Annotated in this window: 12 protein-coding genes; 7 read left to right on the top strand and 5 right to left on the bottom strand. The window is 44.3% G+C overall.

The annotated features are described in order from the left end of the window. Nucleotides 1–110 precede the first annotated feature (110 nt). The gene (locus tag QUB77_RS26475; RefSeq protein ID WP_333178977.1) at nt 111–1,124 is read left to right on the top strand and encodes a poly(ethylene terephthalate) hydrolase family protein; all 1,014 of its coding nucleotides are present in this window, start codon (nt 111–113) and stop codon (nt 1,122–1,124) included. A 167-nt stretch (nt 1,125–1,291) separates the two neighbouring features. On the opposite strand, the gene QUB77_RS26470 is transcribed toward QUB77_RS26475, so the two are convergent. From QUB77_RS26470 to QUB77_RS26460, 3 genes are all read right to left on the bottom strand, one after another. Continuing rightward, nucleotides 1,292–1,429: a helix-turn-helix domain-containing protein gene (locus QUB77_RS26470; RefSeq protein ID WP_333179049.1), complete on the bottom strand. Its 138-nt coding sequence runs from the start codon at nt 1,427–1,429 to the stop codon at nt 1,292–1,294. A 117-nt stretch (nt 1,430–1,546) separates the two neighbouring features. Continuing rightward, on the bottom strand, nt 1,547–3,643 hold the full coding sequence (locus QUB77_RS26465) for a SpoIIE family protein phosphatase (protein WP_333178979.1): 2,097 nt from the start codon (nt 3,641–3,643) through the stop codon (nt 1,547–1,549). A 9-nt stretch (nt 3,644–3,652) separates the two neighbouring features. Continuing rightward, nucleotides 3,653–4,633: an ABC transporter substrate-binding protein gene (locus tag QUB77_RS26460; protein ID WP_333178982.1), complete on the bottom strand. Its 981-nt coding sequence runs from the start codon at nt 4,631–4,633 to the stop codon at nt 3,653–3,655. A gap of 479 nt (nt 4,634–5,112) precedes the next feature. On the opposite strand from QUB77_RS26460, the gene QUB77_RS26455 reads away from it, so the two are divergent. From QUB77_RS26455 to QUB77_RS26440, 4 genes are all read left to right on the top strand, one after another. Next, nucleotides 5,113–6,684, top strand: a complete 1,572-nt coding sequence (locus QUB77_RS26455) for an NAD(P)H-quinone oxidoreductase subunit N (protein ID WP_333179051.1) — start codon at nt 5,113–5,115, stop codon at nt 6,682–6,684. 153 nt (nt 6,685–6,837) lie between these two features. Continuing rightward, nucleotides 6,838–7,434, top strand: a complete 597-nt coding sequence (locus QUB77_RS26450; RefSeq protein WP_333178985.1) for a Uma2 family endonuclease — start codon at nt 6,838–6,840, stop codon at nt 7,432–7,434. A 139-nt stretch (nt 7,435–7,573) separates the two neighbouring features. Beyond that, complete coding sequence (locus tag QUB77_RS26445; protein ID WP_333178987.1) at nt 7,574–9,184, top strand: cyclic peptide export ABC transporter; 1,611 nt, start codon at nt 7,574–7,576, stop codon at nt 9,182–9,184. Then, nucleotides 9,174–9,602, top strand: coding sequence for a GNAT family N-acetyltransferase (locus tag QUB77_RS26440; protein WP_333178989.1), 429 nt, complete (start codon nt 9,174–9,176; stop codon nt 9,600–9,602). The genes QUB77_RS26445 and QUB77_RS26440 overlap by 11 nt, the downstream gene beginning before the upstream one ends. A gap of 2 nt (nt 9,603–9,604) precedes the next feature. Here QUB77_RS26440 and QUB77_RS26435 read toward each other — a convergent pair whose 3' ends face one another. Then, nucleotides 9,605–9,964 carry a Spx/MgsR family RNA polymerase-binding regulatory protein gene (locus QUB77_RS26435; RefSeq protein WP_333178991.1) on the bottom strand — a complete coding sequence of 120 codons (360 nt, stop codon included), beginning with the start codon at nt 9,962–9,964 and terminating at the stop codon, nt 9,605–9,607. Between the two features lie 29 nt (nt 9,965–9,993). Further along, nucleotides 9,994–10,437, bottom strand: a complete 444-nt coding sequence (locus tag QUB77_RS26430) for a DUF4332 domain-containing protein (protein ID WP_333178993.1) — start codon at nt 10,435–10,437, stop codon at nt 9,994–9,996. A gap of 394 nt (nt 10,438–10,831) precedes the next feature. On the opposite strand from QUB77_RS26430, the gene QUB77_RS26425 reads away from it, so the two are divergent. Together QUB77_RS26425 and QUB77_RS26420 are read left to right on the top strand one after the other, a co-directional pair. Beyond that, nucleotides 10,832–12,220 (top strand): aminopeptidase P family protein, encoded by a 1,389-nt coding sequence (locus QUB77_RS26425; protein WP_333178995.1) that lies wholly within the window; start codon nt 10,832–10,834, stop codon nt 12,218–12,220. A gap of 184 nt (nt 12,221–12,404) precedes the next feature. Next, nucleotides 12,405–13,961 (top strand): adenylate/guanylate cyclase domain-containing protein, encoded by a 1,557-nt coding sequence (locus QUB77_RS26420; protein WP_333178997.1) that lies wholly within the window; start codon nt 12,405–12,407, stop codon nt 13,959–13,961. Nucleotides 13,962–14,101: the final 140 nt, after the last annotated feature.

Raw genomic sequence — 14,101 nt, 5'->3', positions numbered from 1 at the left:
ACTATTTGTCACAGAGTCGGAAACCTTTTCCGGTAACGCTCGTTAAATTACCAAGGGTTGCCGACTTGCTTTTTTTAGTAGCTTCTGCACGCACTCTTAAATCCACAATAATGATAAATTTCTACCCTCATTTTTTGTCAGTAAAAAACCTAGCAATTGTTTGTGCAATTGCTGCGTTTGTTGTCCTTGCTAGCAAAGTATTTGCCACAACAATCGATTATGCACCGCCATTTAAAGAAACCAGCTTTTACAGTACGATGATATCGGCTAATAACGATTTAGCTGACATTTATTATCCTAAACCATCGGATCTTAATTCGGGTAATTACTCTTTCCCCATTGTACTTTTATTGCAAGGTGCGCTTGTAGATAAATCATTTTATTCAGATTACGCTAGCCACGTGGCGCGGTACGGCTTTGTGGTAGTCGTTCCGAACCATTTGCGCCCTTCGCCCTTCAACCCCACTTTACCGCCTAATTTGGCGTCGGAAACTTCGGAAATTGCGGCGGTTTTGTCGCAAATGGCGATCGAAAACACAAACCCCACATCTCCGATCGCGTCTGTTATCGATACGCAGCGCCTTGGTTTATTGGGTCATTCTTTTGGCGGTGCAGTGGGGTTATCGGTGATTGCTAATAAATGCCTCCCAGAATTGTATTTGTGTCAAGAGCCATTTACGCGCCCGAAAGAACTATTAGCGGGTGCATTTTTTGGCGCTAACTTGCGGAATCCCATTGCTAATGAATTTGTAGCCATCGCTAATGATGGCATTGCAGTGGCGTTGATTCAAGGCGATATGGATGGTGTCGCCCTGCCCGATCGATCTCAAAGCACCTTTGACCAAATTCAAACACCACCCAAAGCTTTGATTACTGTTATGGGTGCAAATCACTTCGGCATTACCAATGTTAATAACCCCGCTGGTGCGAACCCCGATCGCAATACTGCTACCTTAGAGCGAGCCGTGGGTATTGAAACGATCGCCCGTTGGAGCGCGCTATTTTTGCGGGCCAATATGCTTAAAGATCGATCGGCATTTGATTATATTTACTCTCAAGGTGACGCCCTCGATCCGAATGTCCGTGTTACCACCGTTGCAGTTCCCCAACCATCTTCTAAGTAGCTCCACCTCAAAAAACGTCAGATAGATTAAAGCTAATAGATAGTGTGCCTACATTTTTATTATGAGGCATTACTTATCTGACAGACCGCGAGCACTATATTGTTTTAAGCTGTTACGCATTTAAATTGGAAATTTGGGACAGGCTAGAAGCCCGTCCCACAAGAGTTTTATTGATTTTTGACACACAGTTTAAACGTAGAACAGCTTAACCATCTATGTACAGTAATTCTATGTACACCTAAACGTTCAGCTACATCTGTAAGGCTTTGACTCGCTCCTGTTTTTAACCAATAAAGTGCCTGAATTTTTTGTTTATTAGGTAGAGTTCGCTAGTCGGACAAAATTATTTTTAACTCGTCTGCTGTTAAATCAATTCTTTATTGGTAGCTTACTTTCATAAAGAATTCCTCAAACTTTATTCTTCATTTTAGGATTTGATTTGGTATAATATTATTATTAACTAAATTTCCCTTTTCAGTAACGTCAGCCTGCCGCTTAAAGACTAGCAACGTAATATCATCAAACACTTTCTGCTTACCTATATGTTGCCGCACATCTAGAATCACCGCATCCTTAACTCCTGCGGCAGACTTGTGCCAATTTTGACTAATTACTTGACACAATTGCTTCAGTCCATACTGCTTTTTGCCGATGTTATATGCTTCTGGAATGCCATCAGTATAAAGCACCACCCCATCTCCAGGTTCTAGCTCAATCAGGACGTGACTGATGAAGTCTGCGATATCATCATCTAAAGCGATCGGGAAGCCTAACTCCATCGTATCGATGCGCTCAACCTCTCCATTTTTTCGCACCACTAGCGTTTCTTCATGCTGACCGCTGATGCTGATCCGTCCTTCGGAGTAGTTCAAAATCGCCAGCGTCAGACTTTTCTCAGAATTCATGCGCTGCACGTTTTTGTAGAGGGTACGGTTGAGTACATCCAGGAATCGAACTGGATCTAGTCCACGAATCTCTTGCAGGGTGCGAACTGAGGTTTGCGCCATCAGCATCAGAATGCCACTTTCCAGGCCATGTCCGGTGACATCACCGATCGCCAGTGTGACAACACCATCGATCTGTAGCACGTCGTAGTAGTCCCCTCCTACTTCATCGGCGGGTTCCATGTATCCGGCGATATCTAGTCCGTCAATTTCCAGTTCATGAGGGTTAGGCAAAATCATTTGCTGGATCTGACGCGCCACATTCACTTCTGCACCTAAACGGAGGTTGTCTACTTTGAGTTTTTCGTTGAGGGTAATGATTTCCTGATTAGCATTAGCGAGTTCTGCTGTTCGTTCTTTAACTTTGTCTTCGAGGGTTTCAAAGGATTCTTGGATTTGCCTCGCCATGCTGTTGAAAGATCGTGCCAGCAGACCGATTTCGTCTCGCGATCGCATCTTCACACGCATATCTAAGTGACCCGCCGTAAACTGGGCAACTGCTTGGGTGAGGTAAATCAGAGGCTTGGTTAATAGTTGTGCGATCGCCAAAGCGATGATAGTTACAATTGTGGCGATGATTGCTAATAAAAGAAGTGCATCCTGTATTTGTTTTTCTACAGGTGCTAGGGCAACGGCAATGGGTTGTGCGAAAAGAACTGACCAAGGTTTATATTTCAGGCGGGCGATCGCTAAGAGGCTCAACTCATTATTACCCGTAGCTGACAATCGTGTGGTTAGATAGGGCTGCTTAGTGTCTAATACTTGCTTGAGGTCGGGCAAATTGATTGCAAGTTCTTTCGTTAAAGTCTTGGGCAAACGCCCTTCGCGTTGCAGTTTCGCTACAACATTGGGTGACAAAGGCACAATTGATTTGAAAAGAAGTTCATGTGTAGTGCTATGTGCCAGATGGATATAGTTCTCATCTAAAAGAACGGCTAACGATTTCGCACCTGCACGCTCAGTTTCCCGACTCACCAACTGCTGGACAGATGTGGCATTGTATGTCACCCGCAATACACCCAATATATTTCCCTTCGCATCGCGAACAGGACTGCTAAAGAAGAGCGTAACGAGGTTGGGAATTGTCGGCGATTGCCTAATGCTAGAAACAAAAGATAGTTGAGTTTTGAGCGGTTCTTGGAAGTAATCTTGACCGGATTCATCTCGTCCCACATCCGGTGTATTCGTATCGAGTACATTCCGTCCATTTAAGTTGAGCAAGGCATAGGAGATAATATTAAGCATATCTTTGCGACTGAGCCTGGTTAAGGTTTCAGTCGCTAACATCTCTTGGGGACTACCATTTCGCCGTTCTGGAGGTAGGCCCAGATAGGCTGCCAAACCTGGTAAAAGCGCTTCTACGCGCACGGCATTGAGATTCCCATCGATAAACCCATCTATTCTGTAAGCGGTTTCGTTAGCCGCCGCAGATAGGGCTTGTTGTGCGTTGTCGGTCAATGCCTTTTCAGTTGTCTGCTTGTTGATAAATGCTAACAACAGCAACGGAATCAGAGCAACGACGAGAAACGACACGATTAACTTTGTACGAATGCTGGTGAAAAACAATCGCTTCATGGTTTAAGACTAGGAGGGGGGGGTTAAGAAAGAAGAATTGAACAAGGTTTCTAGATTGGGAAGGCGCGTCACATTGCCAGCGCGAATAAAAAAGTCCGCATATTTTTTGGCGGTTTTATAGATATAATGAGGACTGTCTGATTGAAAAAGCTTTTGATTTTCTGCAAGGTCAGTGAGGTCTATTCCCTCAAAATAAATTGTATTGATGGGAATATTCAACGCTTTGCTCACGATCTCGTTTGCTTCGGGAATATTTGTTTCCCAATATGACAAGCCTTGAAGCCAGCCTCGCACAAAGGCGCGAATATCTTCGGGGCGATCGCGTATCACCTCGCCCCGAAACGCTACCAAATCCAAAATTAAGCCTGGGGTTTGTTTGCTTGTAAACAGGACATGCGCCCCTAATTTTAATGCTTCAGAAAGATACGGTTCCCAAGTGTGTCCTGCTTGGATAGCATTGTTTTGTAAGCGATTGGGAACTTCAAAAGCCTCGACTTTAACCAGTCTAACATCATCGCTTGTCAGCTTAGAGGTTTTCAACATCTCAGTAACGAAAAACTCGCTAAAGTCGCCTAGATTTGCACCAAGCTTTTTTCCTTTCAAGTTAGGGATTGTTTTAATCTCTGATTGGGCGACTACCACATCTGCCCCTGTCGATTCATCCACAACCATCACAGCTTGCATATCAGGATCTGTGGCACTCAAAATCACAAAATCGCCCAAGGTCAATGCGATCGCATCATACTTCCCTGCACTGAAATCCGCGAAAAGCAATTGTGAGTCCTCTATATAGCTGAGTTCCACGTCTACCCCTTGCGTTTTGAAGAATCCTTTCTCTTGAGCAATGATGAGAGGTGTATAGCCAACAAAAGGAACACAAGATACTTTTAGGGGAGGACGTTTTACTTTTAAAGGTTGCGAAGACTGACAAGCAAACAGCAGCCAGCAGGTAATAATAAATATACAGATGTAATTGAGTAGTTTATACATACTAGCTATAGCATTCCTGGTCTAGAAAAGGCGACTCATATTTTCTTGGGCCCGATCGACCTAAGTGCATCTTCGGCAATAGCCACTAAACCTGTTCCGGTAGCTATATGTAGAACTTGCGGGCCCGATCGCACTGTTGCCAATTCTACTAACCGAGTTGCAGCTTGTTTGTGAAATTCATTATCCTAGTCGGGGCACTTAGCGAGTCAGTCATGCCACATTACTGGTTTAACTTTCTACATTGTGCCAGTTAAGGTCGATCGCGACTCTCGTCCCAGGTGACATCAGGGGGCAATCTCTCAAATGCCCGCAAATGTGTGCAAAACCGCTACCGAGTATCAACTCACCGGCAACAAACAGCCGCCCAACTGGGATCGCGAAGCTGTAATCCGCTACAATCTGTGTTTGGTAAAGAATTTTTACAAGTTCACAGCCCATTACAGCCTTTGCGGCTTGTACTACCCAACCTGCCTGAAAATATGGATTTTGCTACTCTTGCTGCCCAGCTAAATGCTGGAACTATCTTGCCAGAGGGAATTGTCATCATCACCCTCTTGGTGGTTCTCGTCGGCGATTTAATCGTAGGCCGCAGTTCCTCGGGTTGGACTCCCTACGCTGCCGTTGCGGGTTTGCTGGCCGCCGTCGCTGCTTTGTGTTTGCAGTGGGATAACACGGATACCATTTCGTTTCTGGGCGGTTTTAACAGCGATGCCTTGAGTTTAGTGTTTCGCGGAATTATCGCTTTGAGTGCGGCTGTCACTATTTTGATATCCGTCCGCTATGTACTGCAAACTGGTACTGCTTTGGCGGAATTTATCGGCATTTTGCTTAGCGCTACTTTGGGGGGAATGTTCCTCAGCGGCGCTGATGAATTGGTGATGATTTTTATTTCGCTGGAAACTCTGAGTATCTCGTCTTATTTGCTGACGGGTTACACAAAACGCGACCCGCGTTCCAATGAAGCTGCTTTGAAATATTTGTTAATTGGGGCTTCTTCTTCGGCGGTGTTTCTCTACGGGATTTCGCTGCTGTACGGGTTGTCGGGCGGCGAAACTAAGTTAAGTGCGATCGCGGCTAACCTTTCTACTGTGGATGAAGGTCAATCTCTCGGTTTGGTAATTGCTTTGGTTTTTGCGATCGCCGGCATCGCCTTCAAAATCTCTGCAGTTCCCTTCCACCAGTGGACTCCTGACGTTTACGAAGGTTCTCCTACACCCGTTGTTGCCTTTCTTTCTGTCGGTTCCAAAGCAGCAGGTTTTGCCCTAGCAATCCGCTTGTTAACAACTGCTTTCCCCGCACTTACCGAACAGTGGCACTTCGTGTTCACGGCCTTAGCCATTCTCAGCATGGTGTTAGGAAATGTGGTTGCCCTCGCCCAGACTAGCATGAAGCGGCTTTTGGCTTATTCGTCGATCGCCCAAGCCGGTTTTGTGATGCTGGGTTTGATTGCAGGAACAGAAGCCGGTTACTCCAGCATGGTATTTTATCTGTTGGTTTACCTGTTTATGAACTTGGGTGCTTTCGCCTGCATCATCCTGTTCTCGCTGCGGACTGGAACCGACCAAATTAGCGAATACTCAGGTTTGTACCAAAAAGACCCGCTGTTAACTTTAGCCTTAAGTATTTGCCTGCTTTCTCTCGGTGGAATTCCGCCCCTGGCTGGATTTTTCGGCAAAATCTATCTGTTCTGGGCCGGCTGGCAAGCAGGACTTTACGGTTTAGTTATTCTGGGATTAATTACCAGCGTTGTTTCGATTTACTACTACATCCGCGTTGTCAAGATGATGGTAGTAAAAGAACCTCAAGAAATGTCAGACGCGGTAAAAAATTATCCCGAAGTTCGCTGGAACCTTCAGGGAATGCGGCCTTTGCAAGTCAGCGTTGTACTCACCTTAGTTGCGACAACATTGGCGGGAATTTTGTCAAACCCGTTGTTTAATTTGGCTAATGATGCTATTACCAAAACACCCATGTTTCAGTCGGCATTGAGTCATGTGCAACCTGTTGTGGGTGCGAAAATAGAATCGAATTTGGTGTCTAGTCGGGATTAATTTGTCCTGGTTTTGAAATAGTGGAAAACGCCTGACTCCTTGAAGTTGGGCGTTTCTTTTTTGTTGTGATATACTGTTAATTATGATTTTTAACCGCAGATGTAGGCAGATGTAGGCAGATTAACGCAGATAAAAGTTAGTACAGAGGCCACAATGTTAGTACAAAGTAAGGCAAAGTTTTATACTCCAGATGAGTACCGGGAGTTAGAGGAAAATGCTGAGTTTAGAAATGAATACCGCGATGGAGAAATTGTACAAATGACTGGTTGTAGTATTAATCACAGCCGGATTATCCGAAATTTGAGTAGAGTCTTGGGAAATTTGCTTGAGGGGCAGCCCTATGAGCTTTTTCACAACGATTTGCGGTTGTGGATTCCTCGGTACCGACGGGGAACTTACCCGGATGTGATGGTGATTGAAGGGGAGCCAGTTTTTACCGAGGGACGCAGTGATGAGATCCTCAATCCGATGCTCATCGTGGAAGTGCTTTCTAAGTCTACCAAAGATTTTGATCGAGAGGATAAGTTTCGGTTTTATCGATCTATCCCTGAATTCTGTGAATATGTGTTAGTCAATCAATCTGAGTTTTTAGTCGCACAATATATTAAAACAGAACCAAATGAATGGTTATTTCGGGAATATGAGGGAGAGACAGCAACAGTTTCTTTTGCTTCCTTGGGAGTGCAAATGTCGATGAGCGAGATTTATGCAAAAGTGGTATTTGAAACCTCTGAAACAGAAGGAAAATAATCAAATTAATTGGTTGGTTTCTGCAAATCCCAGACTGCTGAATAAAATTCATGGGCGAGCGAGATTGTAATAACCACGAATTAGGGTATTTACTTGGTTTATTCCCGAGTTTCACAAGTTAAATTCCGAGTAAAATTAGATGAATGTAATTTGGTTACTGTTAAAAGCTTCTTGGTTAAATGTTTCCATCGCCATACTCACAGGCTTAATCAGCGGCGGTTGCAGCGCTATGTTAATTTCCCTAATTAACCGGGCAATCAGCGACAATTCCAATGGTAATTTAGTCTGGTATTTTGCCGGGTTAGCAGTTTTGGCTCTCGTCGCCGGAGTCATATCGCAATTTTTGTTAATCTACCTTTCTCAAGAAGCGGTTTACAATCTGCGGCTGAGTTTGAGTCGCGGGATTTTGTCTACTCCTTTGCGGAATTTGGAAGAGTTGGGCGCTAACCGCTTGCTGGCAACTCTCACAGAGGATGTGGGAACGCTTTCTAATACTATATTTTTGATTCCTTTTCTCTGTGTTGATATCGCCGTTGTTATCGGCTGCTTAACTTATTTAAGCACGATTTCTGGTACTGTTTTTGTTGTTGTATTTTGTTTTATGGGGCTGACAATTGGCACGGTGCAGTTGTTGCTCAATAAAATGCGTAAATTCTTCGATTTAGCCCGACAAGAACAAGATATATTGTTTAAGCATTTTCGCAGTATTACTGATGGAATTAAGGAACTTAAACTGCATTCCCTGCGCCGCCAAGAGTTTTTTACGGAAGAATTGCAGGGGAGTGCTGATGCTTCCCGCGATTATAACGTGACTGCTTTGAATACTGGTGCAGTTGCGATGGGAGTTGGGCAGTTGCTGTTTTTTATGCTGATGGGTTTGTTGTTATTTGTTTTACCCAAATTTGTGCCGATTTCTACTCCGGTTTTGTCAGCTTACATTCTGACAAGTACCTATTTAATGTCTCCGTTTAACAATATTTTGCAAAGGTTGCCGGCGCTTTTTCGTGCTAATACTTCTGTTGAGAAGATAGAGAGAATGGGATTGGCTTTGGCGAGTCAAGCTGAGATAAATTCAACGGTTAAACTGCCTGACACGGCTGAGTGGGAGACGCTGGAGTTAAATCGAGTAATTCACAGCTATCCAGGAGAAAAAGAAGACAGCAATTTTAGTTTGGGCGAGCTAAATTTGAAGTTTCATCCGGGTCAATTGGTGTTTATAATTGGCGGGAATGGCAGCGGTAAGTCTACTTTAGCTAAGTTAATCACTGGCTTGTATATTCCTGAATCAGGAAAAATTCTCCTAGATGGCCAGCCAATTACTGAGGAAAATCGAGAGTGGTACAGGCAGCATTTTTCTGCGATTTATTCGGATTTCTATCTGTTTGAAAGGCTTTTGGGGATGACTAATCACGATTTGGACAAGCAGGCGACTGAATATTTGCGAGAGTTTCATTTGGAAAATAAAGTTCAGGTGAAAGAGGGAGTTTTGTCAACTACGGCTTTGTCTCAGGGACAGCGAAAGCGGCTGGCTTTGCTGACTGCGTATTTGGAAGATAGACCGATTTATTTGTTTGATGAATGGGCTTCGGATCAAGACCCGTTTTTTCGGGATATTTTTTACAAGCAGTTGCTACCGGAGTTGAAGCAGCGGGGGAAAACGGTGTTTGTGATTAGTCACGACGATCGCTATTTTGATATTGCCGATCGCGCAATTAAACTAGATTACGGTAAAGTAGAGTATGACCGATAACATGGATAACTACCGAATTGTCGAAACTTTGACCGAAAGCCAGGTTTCCGACTTGATGGATTTGTACAAAAACGAGTTTTGGAGCGACAAGCGGACGCGGGAGGATGTTGTGAAAATGCTGGCGGCGACTGATGTTATCATTGGTTTTGTCGATGAGAGCGATCGGCTAATTGGCATTACCCGCGTCATTACCGATTTCGTATACAGAGCCATGATTTTTGATGTGATTATCAAGCCGACACACAGAAAGATGGGACTGGGTGCGAAGTTGATGGATGCAGTTTTAACTCATCCCCAACTGCAAGCTGTCGAGCATTTTTATCTTAATTGTTTGCCGAACATGATGCCGTTTTACGAGCGTTGGGGTTTCTCGGATGATGTGGGCGAACTTAAGTTTTTGCGGCGAACAACAGGCTAAACTCAGTCCCTTGAAAGCTCCAATTTTTCTCTAATTACGTCTTCTTTAAAACCTACTAAAACAGCCGTTCCATCTTTAACGAAAAGAGGACGTTTCAGCAGCATCACATCCTTAGCAAAAGCCTCCACCCACTGTTCGCTCGTCCAATTTTTCTTGTCATCGCCCAAAGCGCGGTAAGATTGACCGGAAGTATTTCGCATGGGTTGAAAACCCAAAGCAGCTACCCAGCTTTGAATTGTTTCGCGAGTCGGTGGCTGTTCTTTGGTGTTAATGAACTCGTAATTAACCTCGCTATCTTTGAGCCACTGGAAAGCTTTTTTGCAGGTTCCGCAGTTCGGGATTCCGTAAACTTGAATTGACATAATAATGACTACTAACTAATGACTAATGACTAATGACTACTGACTAATCTAGCTTGTTGAACCCATTTTTGCACGCGATCGACTGAAGGAGTCAAGTCATTGCGCTGCATTGTCGCTACGTGCAGCCTTAAAACTTGTTGGTGCAATCTCTCCACGGGCATTTGAGCCAATTGAGCCGGCGAAGCAACGCCCGCGTGCAGTAACAGCCCGCAATACTGACAGCCTACACTGGGAATTCGAGCCAAATTTGCCATCGCTACCCATTTATTAACATATTGAATGTTAATCTGTAATTGATTGGCTAACAACACTTTCGCCGCCTGCGTTTTCGTCAGGCGAATTAGTTGTCCGGTTGTGGTGATGCTGCACTCTGCCAGTTGAGATTGGTTTTCCTTGCTCAATCCCGGTAAGTGTGCGATCGGCCAATCGCGTACTTGCACAGAAGTTTGAGGAGCTTTGTGAGAAATTTTCATGTTTTTGCAGTTAATTTTACTTATACTTTAAAGTCTAAAAGATCAAACCGTCAATATAGGCGATCGCTCATGTCACCCAATCAACAAAAACCAGACTAAGGAATTTGACTGATGGCGGGTGTTGTGACCTGTCTGCTAATTGCCTGCAAAGTAGCACTTTCAGCCTGTTTTTCCGGCCTGTGGATCAGGCTTACGGCTTAACCCAATCATCCCCGCGATGACGACAAAGACTATAAAAAATACAGCCTATAAATGCTAGCACAAAAGAAGTTCCCGATGAGAATTTTAGCCAAAATGGCGGCTATTGACAGTCAGAATTTTAGTGCTTTAATGCTGAGAATGCAAAAACTTGTGGCTGACTGCAAACCCAACTCAAAATTCTAGGTTTTTACCCATGACAATTACACAAGGTAATGATTTGTTAACTAATACTCTACACCAACGGCGGCAAAAACTGGCTCGTTTAATTAATTTTCCGGTAATTTTATGGTCGGGGCGCAGTATTCCTCGCAATTATCCGGCACTTACTTATCCCTTTCGTGCCAGCAGTCACTTTCTATATTTTGCTGGTTTGCCCTTAGAAAATGCTGCCATTCGCTTAGAATCGGGCAAATTAGAATTGTTCTTAGATGACGCACCTGCTAGCAGCACTCTTTGGCACGGAGAAATGCCGAAAAGAGCAGAAATTGCCGAACTAATTGGTGCTGATGCTGCTTTTCCAATGGCCGAATTGAAATCGCGATCTACAAATGCAGCAACGATCGCCGTTCAGGATTCTTGGACTCAGTTGCAACAGTCTCAAATTCTCGATCGCCCTCTGGCACCGCCCAACTCGCCAACCGGAATCGACCTAGAATTAACTCAGGCGATCGTATCTTTGCGGCTGAGCCACGATGCAGCCAGTTTGGCCGAATTGCGTCAAGCTGCTGCTGTTACTGTAGAAGCTCACAAAGCGGGAATGGCGGCAACTCGAAATGCTCAAATTGAAGCAGGGGTGCGCGCTGCAATGGAAAGTGTCATCATCTCCAAAAATATGACCTCTGCCTATCCTAGTATCGTTACAGTACATGGAGAAGTTCTGCACAGCGAACATTATCACAATTCCCTACAAACCGGAGATTTGTTGTTAGCAGATGTCGGTGCGGAAACATCAACAGGATGGGCGGCTGATGTGACTCGCACTTGGCCTGTTTCTGGCAAGTTTTCTCCGACTCAAAGAGCGATTTATGATGTTGTTTTGGCAGCCCACGATGCTTGTATTGATAAAATTTGTCCGGGGGTGGAATATCAAGACATTCATCTGTTAGCTGCTCGGATTATGGCGAAAGGGTTGGTTGATTTGGGTATCTTGCAGGGCCATGTTGAAGATTTGGTAGAAATGGATGCTCACGCGCTATTTTTTGTACACGGTATCGGACATCTAATTGGTTTGGATGTTCACGATATGGAAGATTTAGGAGATTTGGCTGGCTATGAAGCCGGAAGAACGAGAAGCAGTCGGTTTGGCTTGGGATTTTTGCGACTGAATCGAGTTTTGCGATCGGGAATGCTGGTATCGATCGAACCGGGATTTTATCAAGTGCCGGCAATCTTAAATAACCCAGAAAACCGCGCCAAATATAAAAATTTTGTTAAGTGGGAGGAGTTGGAAAAATTTGCCGATGTGCGGGGGATACGCATAGAAGATGATATACTTGTCAGCGATGAGGGTAGAGAAGTATTGACTGGGAAATTGCCCACAAAAGCTCTGCAGATTGAGGAGTTAGTTGCGGTAAATACGTAAGTAGAGCCGAGATCGATCGCACATACGCAGTTCCATCAGGGGTGAAAAAAAATAAATAAAGATGAATAAAGGTTGGCAAACAAGTCTTTTGATATCAGTTAAAAAAGTGTTCTCGCAAGTCAGAAAACTCGCAGCACTAATACTTCCACGCATTGTTCGTAAACCTGTATCCTCGCCGCCGCGCATGCAAGCTGCACCTTTGCCCAGCAACGAAGAAGAGAGGCTAGAAGCACTTCATCGCTACGACATTCTAGATACAGAGGCAGAAGCAGCTTTTGACGATCTAACAGCTTTAGCCTCCTATATTTGCGGCACTCCTATTGCTTTAGTAAGCTTAATAGATTCTAACAGACAGTGGTTTAAATCAAAAGTCGGTCTGGAAGCGCCAGAAACTCCGAGAGAGTTAGCTTTTTGCGCCCACGCTATTTTAAATCCCAACGAATTGCTAGTTGTACCCAATGCTTTAGATGACAATCGCTTTGCCGCCAATCCGCTAGTAACTTCCAATCCTAATATTCGGTTTTATGCTGGCGCGCCGCTAGTAACTCCTGACGGTTATCCGATAGGCACTTTGTGCGCGATAGATACAATCCCTCGTAATCTCACCCCAGAACAGCTAGAAGCGCTGCGGACTTTAGGACGGCAAATTATCAACCACATGGAGTTGCGAATCAATCTGACTAAATTAAAGCGGGCACAGCTTAGGAACAAACAAGTAGAAGAAAAACTCCGTTCTACCGACGAGCAAATTGTCAATTTTTTAGAAGGAATGAGCGATGCTTTTTTTGCTTTCGACACCCAGTGGCGATTTACTTACGTCAATTACAAAGGATCGCAATTTTTGAAGCGCTCGCAGGAAGAACTTTATGGTAAAAATTTTTGGGAAGAGTTTCCCGAATTCAGGAATTCTGAGTTTTATAAAGAGTATCATGAAGCTGTAGCCAAACAAATTGGAGTGGCTTTTGAAAAATATTATCGTCCCTTAAAAGTGTGGCTGGAAGTCCGGGTTTTTCCTTCTCACGACGGCATTTCTGTATTTTTTCATGATATCACCAAGCGCAGGCAGATGGAATCTGCACTCAGGAAAGAACAGAAAAAAACTGAAAGTTTACTGCTAAATATTTTGCCAGAACCGATCGCCCACAGGTTGAAGTATAAACCGGGGGTAATTGCAGACAAGTTTGAAAAAGCAACAATTCTTTTTGCTGACTTGGTGAATTTTACCCAAATTTCTACTACCATGTCCGCCACTAAATTAGTATACTTACTGAATGAAATTTTCTCAGCTTTTGACCAACTGAGTGAGAAGCACGGCTTAGAAAAAATTAAGACGATCGGGGATGCTTACATGGTAGCAGCCGGTATTCCCATTGAACGTCCAGACCACGCAGAGGCGATCGCCGAAATGGCGCTGGATATGCTAGCAGCAATTAAGGAATTAAATGTGAAGCTAGACGCGAAATTTGACCTTCGCATCGGGATTAATAGCGGGCCAGTGGTAGCGGGGGTAATCGGCACTAAAAAATTCATTTACGACTTGTGGGGAAATGCGGTGAATACAGCCAGCCGCATGGAATCTCACGGCATAACAGGCCGCATTCAAGTCAGCCACTATACTTATAATTTGCTGCACGATAAATATGAATTTGAAGATCGCGGCGAGATCGAGATTAAAGGTAAAGGGGAAATGCGGACTTATTTGCTGACGGGCAGGAAAACAGCAAGCGATCTCAAAATCTGAGAGTAAATAAAACTAAGACTTGAAAGTAACTGATTGTTGAGGGAAACTCAGGAGGCGGCGATTAATCGCCAATAAGGCGCTATCGTCCGCTCCGCAGAACGGCTGCTGCAGATCAACCAAATAAGATTATGCTATAGACA

Source organism: Microcoleus sp. AT9b-C3 (genome assembly GCF_036705485.1).
Classification (GTDB): Bacteria; Cyanobacteriota; Cyanobacteriia; order Cyanobacteriales; family Microcoleaceae; genus Microcoleus.
Note: the sequence above shows the minus strand (reverse complement) of the source record. Positions and strands in the feature narration are given on the sequence as shown.